Source organism: Brevundimonas sp. P7753 (genome assembly GCF_013386595.1).
GTDB classification, from domain to species: domain Bacteria; phylum Pseudomonadota; class Alphaproteobacteria; order Caulobacterales; family Caulobacteraceae; genus Brevundimonas; species Brevundimonas bullata.
The window spans coordinates 1-24,947 of the sequence record NZ_JACARP010000039.1 but is presented as its reverse complement, the minus strand read 5'-3'; the positions used below and the strand labels follow the sequence as shown (position 1 = coordinate 24,947).

Annotated in this window: 21 protein-coding genes and 1 pseudogene; 16 read left to right on the top strand and 6 right to left on the bottom strand. The window is 65.9% G+C overall.

The annotated features are described in order from the left end of the window. Positions 1-24: 24 nt before the first annotated feature. Positions 25-675, bottom strand: coding sequence for a 3-oxoacid CoA-transferase subunit B (locus HX774_RS08795; protein WP_178826067.1), 651 nt, complete (start codon positions 673-675; stop codon positions 25-27). A gap of 3 nt (positions 676-678) precedes the next feature. Next, complete coding sequence (locus HX774_RS08790) at positions 679-1,380, bottom strand: CoA transferase subunit A (RefSeq protein ID WP_178826065.1); 702 nt, start codon at positions 1,378-1,380, stop codon at positions 679-681. A 140-nt stretch (positions 1,381-1,520) separates the two neighbouring features. Between HX774_RS08790 and HX774_RS08785 the strand changes: the two genes are divergently transcribed. The 3 genes from HX774_RS08785 (at position 1,521) to HX774_RS08775 (ending at position 5,526) form a co-directional block, all read left to right on the top strand. Next, positions 1,521-2,564, top strand: coding sequence for a cyclopropane-fatty-acyl-phospholipid synthase family protein (locus HX774_RS08785; protein ID WP_178826063.1), 1,044 nt, complete (start codon positions 1,521-1,523; stop codon positions 2,562-2,564). Beyond that, positions 2,564-2,977, top strand: coding sequence for a DUF2177 family protein (locus HX774_RS08780; RefSeq protein WP_178826061.1), 414 nt, complete (start codon positions 2,564-2,566; stop codon positions 2,975-2,977). The genes HX774_RS08785 and HX774_RS08780 overlap by 1 nt, the downstream gene beginning before the upstream one ends. 86 nt (positions 2,978-3,063) lie before the next feature. Then, positions 3,064-5,526 carry a prolyl oligopeptidase family serine peptidase gene (locus tag HX774_RS08775; protein ID WP_178826059.1) on the top strand — a complete coding sequence of 821 codons (2,463 nt, stop codon included), beginning with the start codon at positions 3,064-3,066 and terminating at the stop codon, positions 5,524-5,526. A 160-nt stretch (positions 5,527-5,686) separates the two neighbouring features. Here the strand turns inward: HX774_RS08775 and HX774_RS08770 are convergent, their stop codons facing one another. Continuing rightward, a complete protein-coding gene (locus tag HX774_RS08770; protein WP_178826057.1) occupies positions 5,687-6,577 on the bottom strand; it encodes a LysR family transcriptional regulator in 891 nt (296 codons plus the stop codon). Between the two features lie 104 nt (positions 6,578-6,681). Here HX774_RS08770 and HX774_RS08765 point away from each other — a divergent pair, with 104 nt between their 5' ends. The 6 genes from HX774_RS08765 to HX774_RS08740 all read left to right on the top strand — a co-directional run bounded on the left by HX774_RS08765 (position 6,682) and on the right by HX774_RS08740 (position 15,232). After that, a complete protein-coding gene (locus tag HX774_RS08765) occupies positions 6,682-8,835 on the top strand; it encodes a malate synthase G (protein ID WP_178826055.1) in 2,154 nt (717 codons plus the stop codon). Between the two features lie 233 nt (positions 8,836-9,068). Continuing rightward, positions 9,069-9,662: a hypothetical protein gene (locus HX774_RS08760; protein WP_178826053.1), complete on the top strand. Its 594-nt coding sequence runs from the start codon at positions 9,069-9,071 to the stop codon at positions 9,660-9,662. A 258-nt stretch (positions 9,663-9,920) separates the two neighbouring features. Further along, the gene (locus HX774_RS08755; RefSeq protein ID WP_178826051.1) at positions 9,921-10,691 is read left to right on the top strand and encodes a hypothetical protein; all 771 of its coding nucleotides are present in this window, start codon (positions 9,921-9,923) and stop codon (positions 10,689-10,691) included. A gap of 175 nt (positions 10,692-10,866) precedes the next feature. After that, positions 10,867-11,715: a fimbria/pilus periplasmic chaperone gene (locus HX774_RS08750; RefSeq protein ID WP_178826049.1), complete on the top strand. Its 849-nt coding sequence runs from the start codon at positions 10,867-10,869 to the stop codon at positions 11,713-11,715. 20 nt (positions 11,716-11,735) lie between these two features. Further along, on the top strand, positions 11,736-14,306 hold the full coding sequence (locus tag HX774_RS08745) for a hypothetical protein (RefSeq protein WP_178826047.1): 2,571 nt from the start codon (positions 11,736-11,738) through the stop codon (positions 14,304-14,306). Between the two features lie 17 nt (positions 14,307-14,323). Next, the gene (locus HX774_RS08740) at positions 14,324-15,232 is read left to right on the top strand and encodes a hypothetical protein (RefSeq protein ID WP_178826045.1); all 909 of its coding nucleotides are present in this window, start codon (positions 14,324-14,326) and stop codon (positions 15,230-15,232) included. 76 nt (positions 15,233-15,308) lie between these two features. Here the strand turns inward: HX774_RS08740 and HX774_RS08735 are convergent, their stop codons facing one another. Further along, positions 15,309-15,740, bottom strand: coding sequence for a hypothetical protein (locus HX774_RS08735; RefSeq protein ID WP_178826043.1), 432 nt, complete (start codon positions 15,738-15,740; stop codon positions 15,309-15,311). Positions 15,741-15,967: 227 nt separating this feature from the next. Beyond that, positions 15,968-17,311 (bottom strand): MFS transporter, encoded by a 1,344-nt coding sequence (locus HX774_RS08730; RefSeq protein ID WP_178826041.1) that lies wholly within the window; start codon positions 17,309-17,311, stop codon positions 15,968-15,970. Positions 17,312-17,501: 190 nt separating this feature from the next. On the opposite strand from HX774_RS08730, the gene cyoA reads away from it, so the two are divergent. The 7 genes from cyoA (at position 17,502) to HX774_RS08695 (ending at position 24,434) form a co-directional block, all read left to right on the top strand. Next, positions 17,502-18,725 carry a ubiquinol oxidase subunit II gene (cyoA, locus tag HX774_RS08725; protein WP_178826039.1) on the top strand — a complete coding sequence of 408 codons (1,224 nt, stop codon included), beginning with the start codon at positions 17,502-17,504 and terminating at the stop codon, positions 18,723-18,725. Positions 18,726-18,762: 37 nt separating this feature from the next. Then, entirely contained in the window at positions 18,763-20,760 is a 1,998-nt protein-coding gene (gene cyoB, locus HX774_RS08720) for a cytochrome o ubiquinol oxidase subunit I (protein WP_218650348.1), read from the top strand. Positions 20,761-20,764: 4 nt separating this feature from the next. After that, a complete protein-coding gene (gene cyoC, locus HX774_RS08715; protein WP_178826035.1) occupies positions 20,765-21,409 on the top strand; it encodes a cytochrome o ubiquinol oxidase subunit III in 645 nt (214 codons plus the stop codon). Then, a complete protein-coding gene (gene cyoD, locus HX774_RS08710; RefSeq protein ID WP_178826032.1) occupies positions 21,406-21,789 on the top strand; it encodes a cytochrome o ubiquinol oxidase subunit IV in 384 nt (127 codons plus the stop codon). The genes cyoC and cyoD overlap by 4 nt, the downstream gene beginning before the upstream one ends. Positions 21,790-21,859: 70 nt before the next feature. Then, a complete protein-coding gene (locus tag HX774_RS08705) occupies positions 21,860-22,573 on the top strand; it encodes an SURF1 family protein (protein WP_178826030.1) in 714 nt (237 codons plus the stop codon). Continuing rightward, the gene (locus HX774_RS08700; protein WP_178826028.1) at positions 22,570-23,892 is read left to right on the top strand and encodes an ATP-binding protein; all 1,323 of its coding nucleotides are present in this window, start codon (positions 22,570-22,572) and stop codon (positions 23,890-23,892) included. The genes HX774_RS08705 and HX774_RS08700 overlap by 4 nt, the downstream gene beginning before the upstream one ends. After that, complete coding sequence (locus HX774_RS08695) at positions 23,889-24,434, top strand: response regulator transcription factor (RefSeq protein ID WP_178826026.1); 546 nt, start codon at positions 23,889-23,891, stop codon at positions 24,432-24,434. Before HX774_RS08700 ends, HX774_RS08695 begins: the two co-directional genes overlap by 4 nt. A gap of 91 nt (positions 24,435-24,525) precedes the next feature. On the opposite strand, the pseudogene HX774_RS08690 reads toward HX774_RS08695, so the two are convergent. After that, positions 24,526-24,947, bottom strand: a pseudogene (locus HX774_RS08690) (IS5 family transposase); the annotation flags it as partial.

The following is a 24,947-nucleotide window of genomic DNA, read 5'->3' as shown; positions in this document are numbered from 1 at the left end:
CTGTCTTCAGGCGGGGATGGCGGTTCAGCCCAGACCCGACGCCACCGTGTAGTCAGCCTCGGTCTTGGCCGCGACCTCGTCCAGGGTCACGCCCTCGGCCAGTTCGATCAGTTCCAGGCCCGAGCCGTCCGGTTTGACGTCGAAGGTCGCCAGATCGGTGATGATGCGGCTGACCACGCCCGTGCCGGTCAGCGGCAGGGTGCAGGCTTTCAGCACCTTGGACTGGCCGTGCTTGTTGGCGTGCTCCATGACCACGACCACGCGCTTGACCCCCGCGACCAGGTCCATGGCGCCGCCCATGCCCTTCACCAGCTTGCCGGGGATCATCCAGTTGGCGATGTCGCCGTTCTGGGCCACTTCCATGGCTCCGAGGATCGACAGGTTGATGTGGCCGCCGCGGATCATGGCGAAGCTGTCGGCCGAGGAGAAGTAGCTGCTCTCGGGGATCTCGGTGATTGTCTGCTTGCCCGCGTTGATCAGGTCGGGGTCTTCCTCGCCCTCATAGGGGAAGGGCCCCATGCCCAGCATGCCGTTTTCCGACTGCAGGGTCACTTCCATGCCTTCGGGGATGTAGTTGGCGACCAGGGTCGGAATGCCGATGCCGAGGTTGACGTAGAAGCCGTCCTGCAGCTCCTTGGCGGCGCGCTCGGCCAGTTGTTCGCGAGTACGAGCCATGGTTCAGGCCTCCTTCTGGCGGACGGTGCGCTGTTCGATGCGCTTCTCGGACACGGTCTGGATCAGGCGGTCGACATAGACGCCGGGCGTGTGGATGTGGTCGGGGTCCAGCGAGCCGGTGGGGACGATCTCCTCGACCTCAACGACCGTGACCTTGCCGGCGGTGGCCATCATCGGGTTGAAGTTGCGGGCCGTCTTGCGGAAGACGAGGTTGCCGCGTTCGTCGGCCTTCCACGCCTTGATGATCGCCAGATCAGCGATCAGGCCGGTTTCCATGACATAGTCCCGCCCATCAAAGTTGCGCACTTCCTTGCCTTCGGCGACCAGGGTGCCGACGCCGGTGGCGGTGAAGAAGGCGGGGATGCCCGCGCCGCCCGCGCGGATGCGCTCGGCGAGTGTTCCTTGCGGGTTGAACTCCAGCTGCAGTTCGCCGGCGAGGTATTGCCGCTCGAACTCCTTGTTCTCGCCGACGTAGGACGAGATCATCTTGGCGATCTGCTTGGTCTCCAGCAACTGGCCCAGGCCGAAGCCGTCCACGCCTGCATTGTTGGAGATGACGGTCAGTCCCTTGACGCCCGAGGCCTTCAGCCCCGCGATCAGGTTTTCGGGAATCCCGCACAGGCCGAAGCCGCCGGACATGACGGTCATCCCGTCAAAGGTCAGGCCCTCCAGCGCGGACGTGACGTCAGCGTAGATCTTGCGCATCGCTCTCCCTTTTTCACCGTCTGATGAATATTGCGGTCTTATCCGTCCATAAAGCGGGCGAGGGGACGGAGCAAGCGCCCGCATCCAAAGACGAGGCTGATGCGTATGCAAGAGGTCGCCCCTGTCGCAATGGAATCCGCATGAGCCTGGTCAACGTCGCCATCCGTCAGCTGCAGGATGCGCCCTTTCCCGACTTCATCACCCGTCCGGCGATCGACAGTCTGGTCACGGAGGCGCGACGGCGGCTGGATCGCGACGGGCCCCATGATCAGGCGGCCTTTGCGCGGGAGATGGCGCGCCGGGCGGTGGCTGAACACACGGCCGCGGCCAATGATCAGCATTACGAACTGCCGCCCGAGTTCTTTGAAATCTGCCTTGGCGCGCGGCTGAAATACTCCTGCTGCCTGTACGGCGACGGCGCCGAGACTCTGGATCAGGCCGAGGAGAAGGCGCTGGTCGAAACCTGCGCCCACGCCGAACTGGTCGACGGGCAGACCATTCTGGAACTGGGCTGCGGCTGGGGCTCGCTGAGCCTGTGGATGGCCGAGCGCTATCCTGCGGCCCGGATCACCGCCGTTTCCAACAGCCACGGCCAGCGCGGCCATATCGAGGCCCAGGCGCGGGCGCGGGGTCTGAGCAATCTGACGGTCGTGACCTGCGACATGAATGATTTTCAGGCCGAGATCGGCGGCTTTGACCGCATCGTCTCGGTCGAGATGTTCGAGCACATGGCCAACTGGCGCGCCCTTCTGGCGCGAGCCAGGGGCTGGCTGAAGCCTGATGGGCGGATGTTCATCCACGTCTTCACCCATCGCGACGCGCCCTATCGCTTTGACCACACCGACAGCGGCGACTTCATCGCCCAGCACTTCTTCACCGGCGGGATCATGCCCAGCCGTGACCTGATCCGACAGTTCCCCGACCTGTTCGCGGTGACCCAGGAATGGACCTGGAACGGGAGCCACTATGCGCGGACGGCCAATGACTGGCTGGCCAACATGGATCGCAACGCCGAACGGGTGGCCGTGCTGATGCGCGAAACCTATGGGCCGGACGCGGCGCTGTGGACCCGACGCTGGCGTCGCTTCTACCTGGCGACGGCGGGCCTGTTTGGAAACGACGGCGGCCGCACCTGGGCGGTCAGTCATTATCTGTTGAAGCCGGCCGGAGAGGGCCTGTCCTGATGTTGAAATATGTCGTGGCCTATCTGGGGGCGGGCCTGACCTTCGCCGCCATCGACGCGGTCTGGCTGACCACCATGGCGGATCGGCTGTATCGGCCGGTGATCGGTCCCCTGATGGCGGACAAGCCGAACATGACGGCGGCGGTGATCTTCTATCTGATCTCCATCGGCGGCATCGTGTTCCTGGCCATCGTGCCGGCGCTGAAGGAGGCGGCCTGGACGCGGGCCTTTCTGAACGGGGCTGTGCTGGGCTTCGTCGCCTACGCCACCTATGACTTGACCAACCAGGCGACGCTGAGCGTCTGGTCCACGCGTCTGACGATCATCGACCTGTGCTGGGGGACGACCCTGACCGCCGTGGCCTCGGTCGGCGGCTATTTCGCCGCACGGTGGGCCGAAGGGCGCTTTGGCTGAGCCATACGGGTTGACCCTCCGGCAAGCCCGCCCCTAGACCATGGGCGCCCGGCGTTTTCGGGCGCGCCACGTCGGGGAAGATCACCATGCGTCGTCAACTGTTGAAGCAGGCCCTGCCTGCCCTGGTCCTGCTGGCCGCCGTGCCCGCCCTGGCCGTGCCCGCCGCCGCCCAGACGCCGGCCGCGCCGACCTATCAGCAGCCGCCGCAACCGATTGCGCAGATCCTCGATTCCAAGCCCAACCCGACCGCCAGCCTGAGCCCGGATCGCAAGACCCTGCTGTTGCAGGACCGCTCCAACCTGCCCAGCATCGCCGAGTTGGCCGAGCCCATGCTGCGTCTGGCCGGATACCGCATCAATCCGACGAACAATGGCCCGGCGAACAGCCGCGTGGCCTGGCTGACCGGCCTTAGTTTCCAGACCGTCGAGGGCGGCGCGGCCCGCATCGTGGCTGGTCTGCCGGCCGATGCGCGCCTCACCAATGTCAGCTGGGCGCCGAACGGCGCGGCGGTGGCCTTCCTGCTCAACACGCCGAACGGGCTGGAGCTGTGGACCGCCGACGTGGCCTCGGCTCAGGCGCGTCGTCTGACGGGACCCACCGTCAACGCCGCCAATGGAGCAGGCTACAGCTGGCTGCCCGACGCCTCGGGTCTGCTGGTTCAGGCCGTGCCCGCCGGTCGCCGTGCCGCGCCCGACGTGACGCGCCCGCCCTCGGGGCCGACCGTGGCTGAGACCGGCGGTCGCGCCGCCCCGGTGCGGACCTATCAGGACCTGCTGTCCGACGCGGGCGACGAAGCCCTGTTCGACCACTATTTCACCAGCCAGCTGACCATCGTGCCGCTGAACGGTCGCGCGCGGACCCTGGGCCAGCCGGGCGTCTTCCTGAACGCCTCGGTGTCGCCCGACGGGCGTTTCATCCTGCAGACGCGGGTGAAGAAGCCTTACAGCTACATCGTGCCGGCCAGCCTGTTCCCGGCGGACGTGATCATCACTGACCTGAACGGACGTGAGGTTCACCGCGTCGCCGACCTGCCGCTGCGCGACAATGTGCCCACGCCGTTCGACGCCGTGGCGCCCGGCCCGCGTTCGGCCCAGTGGCGCGCCGACGCTGACGCCACCCTGGTCTGGGTCGAGGCCCAGGACGGCGGCGATCCGCGCAACCAAGCCGAGGTGCGCGACCGCGTCTTCATGCTGTCCGCGCCGTTCAACGACCGCCCGCGCACCCTGGTGGACCTGAAGGAGCGTTATTCCGGCGTGCAGTGGGGCCGCGACGACGTGGCCATCGTCAACAGCCGCTGGTTCAACACCCGCCACGAGACCCGCACCCTGGTCGATCCGTCGAACCCCGGCGCGGGCCGCGTCCTGGTCGATCGCAACTATCAGGACCGTTACAACGACCCCGGCTCGGTGGTGGTCGAGCCCAATGCGCGCGGTCGTTCGACCATCCGCTTTACCGCCGACGGCTCCAAGGTCTTCGTCGAGGGTGACGGCGCGACGCGCGAGGGTGAATATCCCTTCCTTGACACCCTGGATCTGAAGACCGGCGAGACGGAACGCGTCTGGCGCGCGGCCCATGGCGAATATGAAAGCGTCGTCGGCATCCTGGATGACGCGGGCCGCAAGCTGATCACCTATCGCGAAAGCCGCACCGACCCGGCCAACCTGCGCCTGCGCGATCTGGACGGCGGCGTGACGCAGCTGACCCAGTTCCCTGACCCGGCCCCGCAACTGGCCGAGGTGAAGCGCGAACTGATCACCTATACCCGCGACGACGGGGTCCAGCTGTCAGGCACCCTCTATCTGCCCGCCGGCTACGACAAGGATCGCGACGGGCCTCTGCCGCTGGTGATGTGGGCCTATCCGGCCGAGTTCACCGACGCCGCCGTGGCCGGTCAGGTGGTCGACACCGACAACCGCTTCGTGCGTCCGGGAGGCATCAGCCACCTGTTCCTGCTGACCCAGGGCTATGCCGTTCTGGACAACCCCTCCATGCCCATCGTCGGCAAGGACGGGGCCGAGCCGAACGACACCTACATCGAGCAGTTGTCGGCCAGCGCCAAGGCGGCGGTCGATGCGGTGGTGGCTCTGGGCGTCGCGGACCGCGACCGGATCGCTGTCGGCGGGCACAGCTACGGCGCCTTCATGACCGCTAACCTGCTGGCCCACACCGACCTGTTCAAGACCGGCATCGCGCGCTCGGGCGCCTATAACCGCACGCTGACGCCGTTCGGCTTCCAGGCTGAGCAGCGGTCCTACTGGGAGGCGACCGAGACCTATAACGCCATGTCCCCCTTCACCTATGCCGACAAGGTCAATGAGCCGATCCTGCTGATCCACGGCGAGGCGGACGCCAACTCGGGCACCTTCCCGATCCAGTCGGAGCGCTTCTATGCGGCGCTGAAGGGCAATGGCGCGACGGCGCGCTATGTCGTCCTGCCGCTGGAGGACCATGGCTACCGCGCCCGTGAGTCGGTCGGCCATACCCAGTGGGAAATGGTCACGTGGCTGGACCGCTATCTGAAGCCGAAGGCGACGACGGCGGCGCAGTAATTCAAGCCCTTCTCCCCTTGAGGGAGAAGGTGGCCCGTCAGGGCCGGATGAGGGGTGTCGGCGCGAGGTTGATCGGGTTTCGCCAACCCAGCTTCTTCGCACCCCTCATCCGTCTTGCTTCGCAATCCACCTTCTCCCTCAAGGGGAGAAGGAAAGGGGGCTACCTGTCCCATTCTGGCACATCGCCGTACAGGCCAGCCAGAAACTCGATAAAGGCCCGCACCCGGTTTTCGGCCCGCGCCCGCCCGGCGGTCAGGGCGAAGATCGCGACGTCCGAGGCCCCGGCATACTGCGGCAGGACGCGGCTCAGCCGCCCGTCGCGCAGTTCCTCGCCCACATCCCAGGTCGAGCGCAGGGCGATCCCGGCCCCTGCCAGCACCAGCTCGCGCGCCACTTCGGACGAATTGGTCCGCACCCGGCTGCGGGCGCGGAAGGTGACGGGACCGTCCGGGCCTTCCAGTCGCCAGGCGGACTGGTTCTCGGCCGCCAGCTGGGCGTGGGCGCGCAGGTCGTCCAGGGTCTGCGGCGCGCCGTGTTCGGCCAGGTAGGCGGGGGCGGCGCACAGGACGCGGCGGTTGGGAGCCAGCCGGTGCATGGCGGGATCGCCCGCCTCATAGCTGCCGATGCGGACGGCTACGTCCACGTCCTCGGCCATCAGATCGACGAAGGCGTCCGTCAGGTTCAGTTCCAACGTCAGCCGGGGATGGGCGTCGAGGAAGGGCGTCAGCAGGGGCGCCAGCCGCCGCCGTCCGAACGAGGTCGGGGCCGATACCCGCAGCATGCCGCGCGCCTGGGTCGTGCGGCGCGACACCAGGCTTTCCAGATCGTCCACCCCGTCGAGAATGCGCACCGCCCCGTCATAGACCATGCGCCCGGCCTCGGTGGGGGCCAGCCTGCGCGACGTGCGCTCGATCAGCCGCACGCCCAGCCGGTCCTCCAGCCGCGCCAGTCGGCGCGAGGCCACGGCGGGCGACAAGTCAAGCCGCCGGGCGGCGGCGGACAGGCTGCCCTCTTCCAGGGCGCGGACGAAGATTTCGTACTCGTCGAGCATGGACGCGGCCTTATCGTTGCTGTTTCAGCAAAGATAACTGCCCTTCTTCGCCGTGGATAGGGCGGGTGCGCGCGGCTAGGGTCGAGGCTCAAGGAGAACGCGCCATGTCCACGACCTATGTCCGCCACGGAAGCCTGAACGTCGCCGCTGAACTGGACGCATTCGTCCGTGATCAGGCCGCGCCCGGCACGGGCGTCACGCCCGACGCCTTCTGGGCCGGGCTGGAAGGGCTGCTGGCCGAATATGCGCCCAAGAACCGCGCCCTGCTGGCGCGCCGCGACGAACTGCAGGCTCAGCTCGACGACTGGCACCGCGCCCATCCGGGCCAACCGGACCCCGAGGCCTATCAGGCCTTCCTGCGCGAGATCGGCTATATCGAGGCAGAGTGGACCGACGCTCACGCCGAGACCGCCAACGTCGATCCCGAGATTGCTACGATGGCCGGGCCGCAGTTGGTCGTGCCGCTGACCAACGCCCGTTATCTGCTGAACGCCGCCAATGCGCGCTGGGGCAGCCTGTATGACGCCCTCTATGGCACGGACGCCCTGGGCGAGGCGCCTAAGGGCGGCGGCTATGACCCCGAGCGCGGGGCCAGGGTCATCGCCCGCGCCCGCGCCGTGCTGGACCAGGCGGCGCCTCTGGCCGAGGGCGGCCACGCCGACGCGGTGGAATACAGGGTTGAGGGTGGGCGGCTGGTCGTCGCCCTGTCGGGCGGGCGGACCACGGGTCTGGCCGATCCGGCGGTCTTCGTCGGCTATGCGGGCGAGGCGGCGGCTCCCTCTGGCGTCCTGTTGCGCCACAACGGCCTGCATCTGGAAATCGTCATCGACCGCGCACACCGCATCGGCCGCACCGATGTGGCGGGCGTCGCGGACGTGATGGTCGAGGCCGCCCTGTCGGTCATAGCCGACGCCGAGGATAGCGTCGCGGCGGTGGACGCCGAGGACAAGCGGCTGGTCTACGCCAACTGGCTGGGCCTGATGCGCGGCGACCTGTCGGCGGGCTTCGTCAAGGATGGCCAGACGATGCAGCGGCGCATGAACGACGACCGTTCCTATAGGGCGCCGGACGGGACGGCCTTCGCCCTGAAGGGCCGCAGCCTGCTGATGGTCCGCAACGTCGGCCTGCACCTGACGACGGACGCGGTGCTGGACGGGGAGGGGCGCGAGACGCCCGAGAGCCTGCTGGACATCGCCATGACCGGCCTGATCGGCCTGCACGACCTGAAGCGCCCGGCGGATCAGCGCAACAGCTCGGCGGGCTCGATCTATGTGGTGCGGCCCAAGATGCACGGCTCCGAGGAGGTCGCCTTCGCCGACGCCGTCTTCGGCGCGGTCGAGGCCATGGTCGGTCTGCCGCCGCTGACGATCAAGATGGGCATCATGGACGAGGAGCGGCGCACCAGCGTCAACCTGGCCAACTGCATCGCGGCGACCCGGGGGCGGGTGGCCTTCATCAACACTGGCTTCCTGGACCGCACCGGCGACGAGATCCATTCGGTGATGGAGGGCGGGCCGGTCGTGCGGAAAGAGGCGGTGCGCAACACCGGCTGGATCAAGGCCTATGAGGACCGCAACGTCGATATCGGCCTGAAGGCGGGGCTGTCCGGTCGGGCCCAGATCGGCAAGGGCATGTGGGCCGCGCCCGACCGCATGGGCGAGATGCTGGCGACCAAGGCGGGCCATCCGCGCGCCGGGGCCTCGACCGCCTGGGTGCCGTCGCCGACCGCGGCGACCCTGCACGCCCTGCATTACCACGAGGTCGATGTCTGGGGCCGTCAGGCCGAGCTTGCGCAGCGTCCCGCCACGGGATTGGCGGCTCTGCTGACCCCGCCGTTCGTGACGGGGACGCCTGGCGCCGACGAGATCCGGCAGGAGCTGGACAACAACGCCCAGGGGATTCTGGGCTACGTCGTGCGCTGGATCGATCAGGGCGTCGGTTGCTCCAAGGTGCCGGACATCCACGACGTCGGCCTGATGGAGGACCGGGCCACGCTGCGCATCTCCAGCCAGCATCTGGCCAACTGGCTGCGCCACGGCGTGGTCACGGAGGGCGAGGTGAGGGCGGCCTTGGAGCGGATGGCTGTGGTGGTGGACCGTCAGAACGAGGGCGACGCCGCCTATCGCCCGCTGGCCCCGACCTTTGACGGCCCGGCGTGGAATGCGGCCTGCGACCTGGTGTTCAAGGGGCGCGAACAGCCCAACGGCTATACCGAACACCTGCTGACCGCCTGGCGTCGTCGCGCCAAGAACGGCTGATTTTCAACGCGGATGATATCCGCGATGTCCCAAAATGAGGCGAAAGCTTGCCAAAGGTTAACGGCGTCCGTAGAACGGCGGTCGTTAACGTTTCATTAACCCTTGCGGCCAAGGGCTGACGCCGTGCCTGCTGGGGGTGTGTGCCATTTTGGGATGGCACATCTCTTGGAACGCTGACCAACGAACCCCCTCCTGGTGGCGGGGGCGCCGCGACTTGCGGCTGTGGGAGGCGAATGGTGGGCTGGTTTCTGACCCCTTCACAAGTGAAGTGCGCGGCGGTGCGTCCGATGGCGCGCGTCGGCGGTCTGATGGCTCTGGTGCTGGCGGCGGCGGTGGCGTCGACCGCTTCGGCCGAGCCCATGCTGGACAGCGGTCTGGCGAGCAGCCTGGATGTCATCGTCAAGGGCAAGATCACGGCCAGCTGCCGCCTGTCGGGCGGCGGCGACATCGACTTCGGCGAACTGACCGGCGGCCAGCAGGTCGAAGCGGACTTCGGCCTGTCCTGCAATGTCCCCTTCGACATCAGCTTCCAGTCGCAGAGCGGCGGCTTGGCGCATGTGACCAAGCCGCGCGGCGAGGGGCCGTTCGCGGGCCGTCTGGGCTACACGCTGAACGTCGCTATCCCGACGATCAATCCCAACCCGGCCGTTCTGAGCGGGACCTTCGACAGTGAAAACCTGATCGCCAAGAAGACGCTCAGCAGCGGTGAGGGCATCGCCCAAGGCGGGGGCCGCATCCGTATTCTGACGAACCGCCCGAGCGAATCTGGTCTTCTGGCGGGCGAGTATTCAGAAGTTTTGAACATCACCTTGGCGCCGCGCGTATAGCTATTGAAGCGCTAAGATTAACTATAAAAATCTCAATTTAATGTAAATCAAACGACCGTCCATGTTTTGGGCGGTCGCCTTTTGCGTATATGTCTGAGGTTTTATTTATCCCTTGTGAGTTGAATCGACACAATCATGCCTAACGGCGGTCTTTTTTGTTGACCGATCTTTTTACAGTTTGTTATGTTGTTTGCAGATCGGGGGAGCTTGTTCATCTCGGTCGACAAGTTTCGTCAGAACCTCACCTGGAGAATTCCTATGAAAATCGCTTCGATTCTGGCCGGCGTCGCCGTCGCCGCCCTGACCGCCTCGGCCGCTTCGGCTGGCAACATCAACCAAGGCCAGTGGACGGGTCCGGTCACCGGTACGCACTACAATGAGCAGGGCGGCCAACCGGGCGGCATCTTCAATCCCGCCAACGTGACCGCTGCTTTGAATGCTGCCAATGCAGAACTGGGCAACTCGCCGATCTCGGCTTGGCACGCCATTGGCCAGTCGGGCGGCAACATCGGTTCGGTGGGTGACACCGGTTCGGCCACCTTCACCCTGAAGGGCAATGTCGCCACCGACTGCGCCTACTACAGCGGTTCCAGCACCAACCAAACGCTGAACTTCGGCACCATCGGCATCTATGCCGATGAAAACGCTGGCCCGGCTAACCTGTTCAACATGACCCAGAACGCCTCGGTCGAGATCAACACCAACGCTGCTGGCTGCAATACTGCCAACACGGTGAAGATCACCAAGACCGACCTGGAAAGCGACAACAATGGTGGCTACGACTCGAGCGTCTTCACCAACAAGCTGCCCTTCTCGGTCACCGCCACCTATAAGGCGGGCAACCCGAACAGCGCTGTTGCTGCTCAATCGCAAAGCTGGACGGTTGCCTCGGGCGTCGGTTTGGGCTCGAAGAGCCACGGCGCCTGGAAATCGCCTATGTCGCTGAACGTGAACATCGCCAAGCCGAACCAGGCTCTGCTGGCCGGTAACTATGAAGGCACTGTCAGCGTACTGATCTCGGCCAACTAAGACGTCGAAGACGACCGACTTCGGGGAGAGCTTCGCGGCTCTCCCCGTTTTCGTTTCAGTGACCATTGCTTGCTAGGTTTTCAGCTGCGCGCCCTGGGTGCCTAAGCTGCGGACCAGTCCGCATAGAATTTCTTGAGATGGCGGTCCGTGGACGGCCTCGGGGGAGTAACGATTGATGCTGCGATCCGGCTTTCGCTTCTTGCGTTTCAACCGTCTGGGCGCCCTGATCGGCGGTCTGGCGGCGGGCCTGCTGGTCATGTCGGCCGCCTGGGCCATGCGCGTCTCGCCCATGGTGTCCGAACTGACCACCACGGGCGCCGGATCGGCCGCCCGTATTGAGGTCGGCAATGTCGGGGCAGCTGCCCTGCCGTTCGAGACCATGATCACCCGCATGGAGATCGACGCCAACGGCGACATTGTCGAGACGCCCGCGGATGAGGATTTTCTGGTCTTCCCGCCGCAGGGTATTGTGCCTGTTGGCGGGCGGCAGGTGGTTCGTGTGCAATGGGTCGGCCAGCCGACGCTTGATTCGTCGCAAGCCTATTATCTGTGGGTGAAGCAGTTGCCAGTTGCGACTGCTCCGATCGCCCCAGAAGACGGCGGGGCGCTGTCGGTGCAGGTCCTCTATACGATGAAGGCTTTGATCGTCGTGGCGCCGCCCGGCGCCCAGCCCAAGATCGAGGTCGTCTCGGTGACGCCGGCCATGGTGACGCCGCCGACGCCCGACGTCGATCCCAGCCTGAGCGGGGGAGAAGCCCCGCCCGCGCCGCAAGCCGAGCCGGGCATCGAGATCGTGGTGACAAACACCGGCAAGCGCTACGCCCTGATGAGCGGCGCCACCTGGATCGTGGAAGGCACCGACAAGGCGGGCCAGGCCTTCCGTCGCGAATACGACAGCAACGCCATCTCTCAGACCGTGGGCGTCGGCTATCTGGCGCCCCTGGGCGGCAAGCGGACGTTCAAGCTGCCGACCGGGGTCGAACTGGACCCGGCCAAGCCCGTCAGCGTGCGATTCGCACGATGAGATCGACGGGGGGGAAGGCGTTGCGGGGCGCAGCGTCGAAGATCGCGCTGGCCACGGCTGTCATGGCGACGCCGGGCGGCTGGGCGCACGCTCAAGCCTTGGGGTTGATGCAGACGGCGTCGCAGGTCGGGGCGCAGTCGGCCGAGGCCGTCGCTCCGGTTCAGGCCGCGCCCGCCGCTGCTCCGGCGCCGCAGACGCGTCCGAACATCAATCCGTACGACCGCGACATCGCCATGACGGTGCCGCTGAACTTCAACCGGCGTGTGCTGGGCGAAATGCCGGTGCTGCTGACGCGCGACGACCGCTTCATCGTTGAGAGCGCCGGGTTCCGGGCGCTGATCGACCCGCTGCTGACGCCCGAGGCGCAGGCGGAGTTGAAGACGCAGCTGGAAGGCGTGGAGTCCTTCGCCCCGGAAGAGATCAACACCACCGGCATTTCGCTGGACTACGACCCGGATCAGCTGGCGGTTCTGGTGCTGCGCATCGATCCGACCAAGCGCTCGGTCGAATCCCTGTTCCAGGGCGGTCGGCCCGAGGAGCCGGGCGAGGCGGCGGAAAACTTCAGCGCCTATCTGAACACCAACCTGGCCGTGTCGCGACGCCAGTCGACAGGCGACGTGACCTCGCCCAGCGTCTTCCTGAACGGCGCCGTCCGCTACAAGGGGCTGGTGTTCGAGGCCGATGTTCAGGGGCGCGAGGAGCAGTTTTCGGGCAATTATGAAGTCGAGCGCCGCTATGCGCGCTTCGTCTTCGACCAGCCGGCCGAGTACCGTCGCTGGTATCTGGGCGATCTGAACGTCGAGACGCGGGGCCGTCAGGGCTTCGCCGAAATGGGCGGCGTCGGCGTCACGCGCCAGAAGCAACGCTTCGACAGCTTCCGCAACAATGTCCTGTCCGGCGGCCGCCAACTGGTGCTGCAGGAATCCTCGACCGTGCGCGTGCTGCGCAACGGGGTCTTTGTGCGCGAATTCCGTCTGGACCCGGGCCAGTACGACCTGTCCAACCTGCCGCTCGACGCCGGCTCGAACGACGTCCAGCTGGAAATCCAGAACGAGTCGGGTCGCCGCGAGACGGTGTCCTACAGCGCCTATCTTGACTCGATCGAGCTGGAGCCGGGGGATTACGAGTACGGCGCCTATCTGGGCGTGACCAACTCCGGGACCTTCGGCTCCCCGGACTATTCCGACGGCTCGCTGGCCTTCAGCGGTTTCTGGCGCAAGGCCTTCATGAACAAGCCGGCCGTCGGTCTGGGCTTGCAGGCGTCCGAAACCGTTCAGAACGTCACCGGCCAGACCCAGTTCATCCTGCGCAACGGCGCGCGGCTGCAGGTCGACGCCTCGGCCAGCAACGGCGACGCGGGGTCGGGCTACGCCTATGCGCTGAGCTATGACCACTTCGTCGATCTGGGCGAGACCTACGACAGCTGGACGGTCGTGGCGGACTTTACGTCCGAGGATTACGCCACCCTGGGCAATGAGTTCGGCTCCAACCCGACTTCGTGGGTGTTCACCGGCGCCTATTCGCATCAGTTCACCGAGGACTGGACCGCGACGCTCAGCGCCTCCTATCGGATGGGGCGCGGGACCAATAGCGACTCCTATGCCGTGAACGCCGTCAGCTCCTATCGCTTCACGCCGCAATGGAGCGTGCAGGTCGGGGCGGAGTGGGTCGATTTCGGCAATGATTTCGGCACGGGCGGCGCCAACGGCGTCGGCGCCACCATCGCCCTGGTCTGGCAACCCCGCTACGACCGTCGCGGCGAGGCGCGCTATAGCTCGGCCCGCAACAGCGGCAGCGTACGCTTCCAGCAGTCGACGGAAAACCGCGTCGGTTCCTTCGGCTATTCCGTGGCTTCGACCTATGACGACGGTCCCGGCACGCTCAGCGGTCAGCTCGACTATATCGCCAACCGCTTCGACGCCAGCCTGACGCACTCGGCCTTCGGCCAGAGCTTCAGCAACATCACCGACGAACAGGTGACGTCGCTGCGCATCGGCACCTCGATCTCGACGGCGGGCGGAAAGGTCGCCATCGGGCGCAACATCTACGACAGCTTCGCCATTCTTTATCCGCACCAGTCGCTGGAGGATAAGCCGGTGATCGTCGGCGAGTCGTTCGAGCGCGGGAACTACACCTCGCGCAGCGGCGCCCTGGGGCCGGCGGTGTCCAACACCCTGACCTCCTATGTCGATCAGTCGGTGCGCTATGACGTGCTGGGCGTGCCGCCGGGCTACGACATCGGCGAAGGCGTGCGGCGCGTGCGGCCGGGCTACAAGAGCGGCTACGCCATCCAGGTCGGCAGCGACGCCTTCGTCTCGGCCCTGGGCCGGATGGTCGGCAACGCCGGCAAGCCTGCCGCGTTGATCTCGGGTCGCGTTCGTTTGCTTGATGATCCCACGGCCGAGCCGGAGCTCTTCTTCACCAACTCGGTCGGGCGGTTCGCCATCCAGAAGCTGATTCCGGGCAAGACCTATCGGGTCGAGCTCTTCACTTCGCCCGCCGCCGGGTTCGAATTCACGGTTCCAGCCGACAATGAAGGCCTGCTGGATCTCAAGACTGTCGCCGTGTCGGTCGACATCACCGACCAATGAACGGAAGGAAGACGATCATGGTCTCCACCCTCTCGAAATCCTTCGCCGCCGCGGCGGTTCTTGGTCTGTTGGCGCTGATCCCGGATCAAGCCTCGGCCCAGGCCAAGTGCAATCTGACGATCCAGCCGGCGCTGGATCAATGGGTGATCCGCTACAACCCCCTGGAAGACGAGGTCGCCCAGCGCAGCTTCGACGTCCTGCTGGTGAACAGCGGGGGGACGCCCTGCAACGGCAATATCCTGGCCTCGCTGCAAGGCGAAGCGTTTGGTCTGACGACTCCGGGCGGCGCCAACCGCGTGCGCTATACGCTTGTCGATGTCGATTACGGCGGCGTCGATATCACGCCGCGATCAGGCGAGAGCGCAAGGCGGAACGGGACCAGCGTCTCGATCAAGCAGGGCGAACAAATACCGGCCCGCATCACCTTCGCCGCCTTGCCTGAGGCGGGCGTGGCTCAGGGACGATATACTCAGGTCGCCAACCTGTTCGTCGAGCAGGCCAACGGGACGATCCACGCCACGCGTCCGGTGACTCTGGTGCTTGATCTCGCCGCCGCCGCCGCCATTGGGCTCAAGGGCGAGTTTTCGCGTCCCAACGGCACGCCTGTCATCGATCTGGGCGAACTGACCGAGGGTGCGCGACCGTTGAATACCGCCCTCTATGTCCACAGCACGGGCGGGTATCGCGTCTCGATCACCTCGGCCAATCGCGGGCGACTGCGTCAGGGTGCGACGGCCTGGTATGTCGATTACAATCTCAAGCTCGGGACCCAGGACATCAACCTGCAGCGCGTGGATACGATCAATGTCGTGTCCCAGACGGCGCGGCGCGACGATTATCCGCTGACCGTGCGGATCGGCGATGTCGCGGGCAAGCGCGCCGGTGAGTATAGCGACACCCTGACTTTCACTGTCGCGGCGATCTGATCGCACAACCGGCTTGTTGGAAACGAAAACGCCCCGCAGATCCTGCGGGGCGTTTCAGCATTAGGCTGTAGTTTGTTTAGATCGGCTGGATCGTCAGGGCCAGAATGAGAGGCTGTTCCAGCTCCACCTCGTCGAAGCGATAATCGACGGTGCGGATCGTCGCCATGTTCGAGCGGCGCAGTTCCAGCATGCCGCTCTTGGCCAGGTTCAGCGAGCGATCGCCGTAGATGATCTTGGCCTTCTCGCTGGCTGCGAGCGGACGGTACTGGGCCGAGACGGTGAAGCCGCCAGGGCTGTTGCAGGCCTCGACGACAGAGCCCGAGCGGCCGGTTTCCGCCATGACGGTTCCGGCAGGGCGCACCCAGCAGGCGACCGGCACCGTGGCCCGCAGTCGGTAAGAATGGCCCGCCGTCGGCCCCGCCGATGCCATCTGCGGCGCCAGAATGGCGGTCAGGCCAGCGGCGATCGCAAGAAAAGTACGGCGTTTTGCCGGCATTGAACTGGTCATGACGTCCTCATCACCCTTGGTGTCAACGCTAAGCTACTTGGCGGCTCTTAACTTCACGCGATCAGACAGGCTTAGCGGGCGCTTAAGCGCCATCGTGAATCGCTGATAACCTTGATGACGCGGGGCGTCGGGGAGCGACCGCGCATGGGGGCGAGAACGCATGAAAAAGGGGGCGCGATCCGGATCGCGCCCCCGATAAGATGGGGTAGATACTGTGGGACGGGGAGTCAGGTCTTGGCGCCCGCCCGGCCGCGGCCCAGTTCGCGGTTCAGCCACAGGGCCAGCAGGGTGCAGACCGCGCCCGACAGCAGATAGCCGCCACCGGCCGCCAGACCGAACTTGCCCGACAGGGCCAGCGCCGCCAGCGGAGCGAAGCCTGCGCCGAACAGCCAGGCCAGATCCGACGTCAGGGCCGAGGCGGTGTAGCGGTTGGCCAGGCTGAAGCTGGAGGCGATCGAACCGGAAGCCTGACCGAACGACAGGCCCAGCAGGACGAAGCCCAGGATCATGTAGGCCAGCTCGCCCACGGGGCCGCCGTCCAGCATCTGCGGTGCGAAGCCCGAGAAGGCGGCGATCCCGGCGGCGGTGACGCCCAGCAGGGCGCGACGGCCGTAGCGATCGGCCAGCCAGCCCGAGGCCAGGATGGCGGCGAGGCCGAAGACGGCGCCGACCAGTTCGATCATCAGGAAGCGGCTGGGCGCCTCCTCGGTGTAGAGGAAGACCCAGGACAGGGGGAACACCGTCACCATGTGGAACATGGCGAAGCTGGCCAGGGGGGCGAAGGCGCCGATGACGATGCCGCCGCCTTCTTCACGCACGGTCTTGCCGACCGGGGCGGGGTGCAGCTCCAGAGTCTCGAAGGCGGCCTGGAAGGCGGGCGTCACCACGATGCGCAGGCGGGCGAACAGGGCCACGACGTTGATGGCGAAGGCCACGAAGAAGGGATAGCGCCAGCCCCAGTCGAGGAAGTCGGCGGCCGACAGCTTGCTGAGGAAGTAGGCGAACAGGGCGCTGGCCACGATAAGGCCGAAGGGCGCGCCCAGCTGCGGCACCATGGCGTACCAGCCGCGACGGTTCTCGGGCGCGCTGACGGCCAGCAGCGAGGCCATGCCGTCCCAGGCGCCGCCCAGGGCCACGCCCTGACCGATGCGCAGCACGATCAGCATGACCGCCGCCCAGTGGCCCGCCTGGGCGTAGCTGGGCAGGAAGCCGAGGCAGACGGTGGACAGACCCAGCAGGAAGAGGGCGATGGTCAGCTTCGTCCCGCGTCCGAAGCGTCGGTCGATCTCGATGAACAGGGCCGTGCCGAGGGGACGAGCCAGGAAGGCCACGGCGAAGACGGCGAAGGAGAGCAGGGTCCCGCCTAGCGGCCCTGCATAGGGGAAGACCAGCTGCGGGAAGACCACGACCGAGGCGATCGCATAGACGAAGAAGTCGAAGAATTCCGACGTGCGACCGATGATCACGCCGATCGCGATTTCTCCGGCGTCGATTTTGCCGTGTCGCGCGTTGATCTGGCTGGCGTCCCGCTCAAGGGACTCTGAAGAAGGCGCGCCGCTGGTGGCGTTCATGACCGATGACGTTCCCTGGACCCGGGCGCGACACGCGCGCCGACATGGTAAGAATGACGAAAGCCGCCATTTGCTCCCGATCGGCGTCGGGGGGGATAGGACGGATTGTCCAATGTCGTCTCTTGGCGGCCGGGGGTAGGGGCGGCGCACAATGACCGTGCCAGAGCCTCATTTCCGGACAGGAGCCTTCGTGCGCCGCCTGCGACCCCTTCTGTTGTTGCCCTTGCTGGCCCTGCTGCCCGGCTGTGAAGCCGTGGTGCTGTCGCCCGCCGGGGATATCGCCGCCCAGCAGCGAGACCTGCTGCTGATGTCGGTCTTCCTGATGCTGATCATCATCATCCCGGTGATGGCGCTGACCATCTTCTTCGCCTGGAAGTATCGGGAGTCGAACAAGGAAGCCCGCTACGAGCCGGACTGGGATCACTCGACCCATCTGGAACTGGTGATCTGGGCCGCGCCGCTGCTGATCATCATCTGCCTGGGGGCCATCACCTGGTCGGGCACCCACCTGCTGGACCCCTACCGCTCGCTGGACCGGGTCAACAAGGGTCAGGCCGTCGCCGAAGGGGTGGAGCCGCTTCAGGTCAACGTGGTCGCCATGGACTGGAAGTGGCTGTTCATCTACCCTGAGTACGGCATCGCCACGGTCAACGAACTGGCCGCGCCGGTCGATCGGCCGATCCGCTTCCACATCACCTCGACCGGGGTGATGAACTCCTTCTACATCCCCGCCCTGGCTGGTCAGATCTACGCCATGCCGGGCATGGAGACGAAGCTGCACGCCGTCATCAACCGTCCGGGCGAGTATGTCGGCTTCTCGGCCAACTATTCGGGCGACGGCTTCTCCAATATGCGTTTCGCCTTCCATGGCCTGGACGACGCCGGCTTCGACCAGTGGGTCGCGGGCGTTCGCGCAGCCAGCAAGAGCCTGGATCGCGATACCTATCTGGAGCTGGAAAAGCCCAGCGAGAAGGTGCCGGTCATCCATTACGCCTCGGTCGACGAGGGCCTGTTCGACGCCGTGCTGAACATGTGCGTCGAGCCGGGCAAGATGTGCATGGGCGAGATGATGGCCATCGACAAGAAGGGCGGCCTGGGCCTGACCGCCGTCCACGCCACCTGGCCGCTGGCCTATGACAAGTACGCCCGTCGCGGCGAGGCCGTTCTGGGCTCGGGCGACTCCTACGTCATGGCCGTCTGCACCCCGCTGGAGGCCGAGAAGGCCGCCGTCGACGCCGCCCGCCGTCGCCAGCAACTGGCCGCCGAGATGACCCGGTCGACGCCGACCGCTCGCGTCATGGGGGCCGGCCTGGCGCGTCCGGGCCAGGCGACCGAACTGGCCCAGTCCGCCCCGTCCTTCGTCTCCGCCTTCACCGCGCCTGCCGCCGCCGACGCGCCCGCGTCGCAATCCTGAGCGCCTGACCCACATGTCTACTGATCAAATCGCATCCATGATCTTCGGAAGGCTGACCTGGGACGCCCTGCCGTTCCACGAGCCCATCCTGGTGGTCACCTTCGCCGTCGTCGTTCTCGGCGGCCTGGCGACCCTGGCCCTGATCACCCGCTACAAGCTGTGGGGCTACCTCTGGACCGAGTGGTTCACGACGGTGGACCACAAGAAGATCGGGATCATGTACATGATCCTTGGCCTCGTCATGTTCCTGCGAGGCTTCGCCGACGCGCTGATGATGCGCCTGCAGCAGGCCATGGCCTTCGGCGGCGCCGAGGGCTACCTGAACGCTCACCACTACGACCAGATCTTCACCGCCCACGGCGTGATCATGATCTTCTTCGTGGCCATGCCCATGATCACCGGCCTGATGAACTATCTGGTGCCGTTGCAGATCGGGGCGCGCGACGTCTCCTTCCCCTTCCTGAACAACTTCAGCTTCTGGATGACGACGGCCGGCGCGATCGTCGTGATGATGTCGCTGTTCGTCGGCGAATTCGCGCGCACGGGCTGGCTGGCCTATCCGCCGCTTTCCGGGATCGGCTACAGCCCCGGCGTCGGGGTCGACTATTACATCTGGGCCCTGCAGATCGCGGGGGTGGGCACGACCCTGTCCGGCATCAACCTGATCGCGACCATCGTGAAGATGCGTGCGCCGGGCATGGGCCTGATGAAGATGCCGGTCTTCACCTGGACCTCGCTGTGCGCCAACGTCCTGATCGTGGCTTCCTTCCCGGTGCTGACCGCCGTTCTGGCCCTGCTGTCGGCCGACCGCTACATCGGCACCAACTTCTTCACGAACGACTTCGGCGGCAACCCGATGATGTACGTGAACCTGATCTGGATCTGGGGTCACCCCGAGGTCTACATCCTGATCCTGCCGCTGTTTGGCGTCTTCTCGGAGGTCACCTCGACCTTCTCGGGCAAGAAGCTCTTCGGCTACACGTCGATGGTCTATGCGACGGTGGTGATCACCATCCTGTCCTACCTGGTGTGGCTGCACCACTTCTTCACCATGGGCTCGGGCGCATCCGTGAACTCCTTCTTCGGGATCACGACGATGATCATCTCGATCCCGACAGGGGCCAAGCTGTTCAACTGGCTGTTCACCATGTACCGCGGCCGCATTCGCTTCGAACTGCCGATGATGTGGACGGTCGCCTTCATGCTGACCTTCGTGATCGGCGGCATGACGGGCGTCATGCTGGCGGTGCCGCCGGCCGACTTCGTGCTGCACAACTCGCTGTTCCTGATCGCCCACTTCCACAACGTCATCATCGGCGGGGTGCTGTTCGGCCTGTTCGCCGCCATCAACTACTGGTGGCCCAAGGCCTTCGGCTTCAAGCTGGACAAGAAGTGGGGCCTGGTCAGCTTCTGGTGCTGGGTGGTCGGCTTCTGGGTCGCCTTCATGCCGCTGTACGTCCTGGGCTTCATGGGCGTGACGCGCCGGATGCGGGTCTTCAACGATCCGGCCTATCAGATCTGGTTCGTCATCGCGGCGGTCGGCGTCGGCATTATCGCCGTCGGCATCCTGGCCATGCTGATCCAGTTCGCCGTCTCCATCATCAACCGCGACAAGCTGCGCGACGAGACGGGCGACCCGTGGCACGGCCGCACCCTGGAGTGGTCCACCTCCTCGCCGCCGCCGGACTACAACTTCGCCAAGACGCCGATCATCCATGACTCGGACGCCTGGTGGGACATGAAGGCGCGCGGCTATGAGCGCCCGACCGACGGCTACAAGCCCATCCACATGCCGTCCAACACGGGCGCGGGGGTGATCCTGGCCGGCCTGTCGACGGTCATGGGCTTCGCCCTGATCTGGTACATGTGGTGGCTGGCGGCGCTGAGCTTCTTCGCCCTGATCGCCTACGCCATCTTCCACACCTTCAACTACAAGCGCGACTACTACATCCCGGCCGAGACGGTGCAGGCGACGGAAGACGCGCACACCAAGACTCTGGCCAAGGCCCTGGCGGCCGCCGCGGCGAAGGGGTGATCCGATGAGCCACGCTTCCTCTCTGAACCCCGACTACGTCGACGAGGCCGGGCGGCCGATCTACCACCCGGTCGAGGAGCCGCATCACCCGGAAGGCCACAGCACCATGCTGGGCTTCTGGATGTATCTGATGAGCGACTGTCTCATCTTTGCGATGCTGTTCGCCGTCTATGGGGTGATCGGCGCCAACTACGCCGCCGGGCCTGCGCCCAAGGACCTGTTCGACCTGCCGCTGGTGGCGCTGAACACGTCGATGCTGCTGTTCTCGTCGATCACCTACGGCTTCGCCATGCTGGCCATGGTCAAGAACCGCACGGCCCAGATGCAGGCCTGGCTGGCGATCACCGGCGTCTTCGGCCTCTGCTTCCTGGGGATCGAGCTCTATGAGTTCGCCCACATGATCCACCTGGGCGCCACGCCCCAGCGCAGCGGCTTCCTGTCGGCCTTCTTCGTTCTGGTCGGCACCCACGGCCTGCACGTCACCTTCGGCACGATCTGGCTGGTCACGCTGATGGTCCAGGTCTGGCGGAAGGGCCTGATCCCGGCCAACAAGCGCCGCCTGATGTGCCTCAGCCTGTTCTGGCACTTCCTGGACGTCATCTGGATCGGCGTCTTCACCTTCGTCTATCTGTTCGGGATGCTGCGATGAGCGCCGAGGCCCACAACGACCACGCGGTCGATCACCACGATCACCACGGCGACGACCACGATCACGGCTCGTTCAAGACCTATATGATCGGCTTCCTGCTGTCGGTCGTGCTGACGGCGATCCCGTTCTGGCTGGTCATGACCGGCGCCCTGCCGGCGGCGGCGACGGGTCTGATCATCACGGCCTTCGCCGTGGTGCAGATCATCGTCCACATGATCTTCTTCCTGCACATGAACCATAAGTCCGAGGGCGGATGGAACATGCTGGCCCTGATCTTCACCATCGTGGTGGTGGTGATCGCCGTCGCGGGTTCGGTCTGGGTGATGTATCACCTGAACGTCAACATGATGCCCACCCACGACATGCAGACCATGGGCTGAGCCTGACAGGGCGAGGCAGGGGAGAAGCGCCATAGAGCCGTCGTCGCGACCCGCCCGGCCGCCGCGCAGCATGACCGCCCTGATCCTGGGCGCGGTGATGTTCGCCGTCCTGTTCGCGGGCTTCTCCGCCTTGGGCGTCTGGCAGGTGCAAAGGCTGGCCTGGAAGCAGGAGCTGATCCGTCAGGTCGACGCCCGCATCCACGCCGCGCCCGTCGCCGCGCCGCCGCCGGAGCAGACCATTACGCGTCAGGCCGATCAGTATCGAAGGGTCGTCGTCAGCGGCCGCTTCGATCATCGGCGCGAGACGTTGGTGAAGGCGGTGACGGACCTCGGCCCCGGCTATTGGGTCGTCACGCCGCTGGTGACGGATCGCGGCTTCACCGTCCTGATCAACCGCGGCTTCGTCCCCTCCGAGCGCCAGAAGCCGGCGGATCGCGCGTCGGGCCAGGTCGAGGGGCAGGCCAGGGTCGTCGGCCCGCTGCGCCTGACCGAACCGGACGGCGGCTTCCTGCGCGCCAATGACCCGGCGGGCGATCGCTGGTTCTCTCGCGACGTGGCGGGGATCGCCAGGGCGAGGGGGCTTGCCGGGCCGGTCGCGTCCTATTTCATCGACGCCGACGCTGCGCCCAATCCCGGCGGCTGGCCGCGGGGCGGGCTGACCGTGGTGAGCTTCCCCAACAGCCATCTGATCTACGCCCTGACCTGGTTCGGGCTGGCCCTGATGTCGGGGGCGGGTTTCGTCCTGTTCTGGCGTGAGGAAAAGCGCCGGAGAGCGATGCGATGAGCGCGGCCAGCTTCGCACGCAGCCTGCTGGGCCTGGACGACCGGGCCGAGGCACCGGTGTCGCCGGGCGCTGCCGGACGGCGCAACATGCTGCTGCTGATCCAGCTGCGCTGGCTGGCGGTCATCGGTCAGGTGGTGACCATCGCCGTGGTCCACTGGGGGCTAAAGATCCCGCTGCCGCTGGGGGTGTTGCTGCTGGCCCCGACCGGGCTGGCGGTGATGAACCTGGCCAGCGCGCCGGTCACCTTGCGGCGTCAGAGCGTCACCGACCCCGAACTGATGCTGGCCCTGTTTGTGGACGTGGCCGCCCTGACCTGGCTGCTTTTTTTTAGCGGCGGCACCAGCAATCCCTTCGCCGCCCTCTATCTGATGCAGATCGCGCTGGCGGCGGTATTGTTGCGCCCGCCCTATGCCTGGGGCTTCGTCCTAGTGACCAGCGGCTGTCTGGCGTGGTTGGCGGTCTGGCACCAGACCTTGCTTCTGCCGCCGGGCACCGACGCCCACATGGGGCTGATCCAGGCCGGGGCCTTGGTCAACTTCATCCTGATCGCCGTGCTGTTGGTCGCCTTCGTCACCCGCACCACCCAGAACGTCCGCGCTCGCGACGCCTACCTGGCCGACGCCCGGCAGCAGGCGGCGGAACAGGACCACATCGTCCGCATGGGCCTGCTGGCCTCCGGCGCCGCGCATGAGTTGGGCACGCCCCTGGCCTCGCTGTCGGTCATCCTCAGCGACTGGAAGCGTATGCCGGCCCTGACCGCCGACGCCGATCTGACCTCCGACATCGCCGAGATGCAGGCCGAGGTCGAACGCTGCAAGACCATCGTCACCGGCATCCTGATGTCGGCGGGCGAGGCGCGCGGCGAAGCGCCGACCATCACCACCCTGGGCGGCTTCCTGTCCGAGATCGTGGCCGACTGGTGTGAAAAGTCGAACGACGCCATGGCTGTGGTCCTGCGCGGACCGACGCCGCGCGATCCACGCATCATCGCCGACCCGGCTCTGAAACAGGTCTTCAGCGCCCTGCTGGACAACGCTCACGAGGCGGGGGCTGAGCGTATGGTCATCGCCGCGTCTCTGGACGACGAACTGCTGTCGGTCGAGTTCAACGATGACGGCCCAGGATTCGCGCCCGAAATCCTCGAACGCATGGGCCAGCCCTATCAATCCACCAAGGGCCGGGCAGGGGCGGGGCTGGGCCTCTTCCTGCTGGTTAATGTGATGCGCAAGCTGGGCGGCGGCGTCGCGGCCCGCAACCGACGCGACGGCGGCGCCTGCGTCCGTCTGACACTGCCTCTGGAGGCCTTGGCTGCGAAATGACCGATCCGATCGACGCCCCCCGCCAGTTGCTGATCGTCGAGGACGACGAGGCCTTCGCCAAGACCCTGCGCAAGTCGTTCGAGCGGCGCGGCTATGAAGTCGTCTCGGCTCGCAGCCACGACCAACTGGTTGAGTTGTTGCAGGTGCATCACCCGCGCTACGCCGTGGTGGACCTGAAGCTGGGGGCGGCCTCGGGTCTGACCTGCGTTCAGACCCTGCACGCCTTTGATCCTGAGTTGGACATCGTGGTCCTGACCGGCTTCGCCAGCATCGCGACCGCCGTCGAGGCCATCAAGCTGGGCGCCCGTCACTACCTGGCCAAGCCCGCCGGCACCGACGAGATTGAGGCCGCCTTCGCACGGCAGGACGGGGATCCCGATGCCGCGCTCAGCGCCCGCCCGACCTCGATCAAGACGCTGGAGTGGGAGCGCATCCACGAGGTCCTGGCGGAGACCAATTTCAACATCTCCGAGACCGCGCGCCGTCTGGGCATGCATCGCCGCACCCTGGCGCGGAAGCTGGAGAAGCGTCAGGTGACTTAATCGGAGTAATCCGTCAGCTTATAGCGCCGCAGCGGTGATCGACTTAATTTCATTGAGAGGATGAGCTATGCGGGGACCCTAGACTCAGGATTCATAGCCAGAAGAGCACGGTTGCGGCGAGTGCTATGGCGGAGAGGAAGACGTTCGGGCAGCGATCATAACGGGTTGCAATGCGCCGCCGGTTAGCCGCCCAAACATGATCTCAATGCGGTTGCGCCGTTTATAGCGACGTTTGTCATAGCGAACGGGCTCTGTGCGGGATTTGCGGCCTGGGATGAAGGCTGTAATGCCCCTTGGCCTGCAGGGCGTCCTGAACCCGTCTGCGTCATAGCCCCGATCTCCCAGCAGCCGTTGCGCCCGGGGCAGACTGTCCAGCATCGCGGCGGCACCGATGTAGTTGCTGACCTGGCCTGCCGTCATGAACAGACTTATCGGGCGTCCGTTCGCATGGGGCCCGGCGTGCAGCTTGGTGTTCATTCCACCTTTCGTGCGTCTGACGTGCCCCTGAGAATT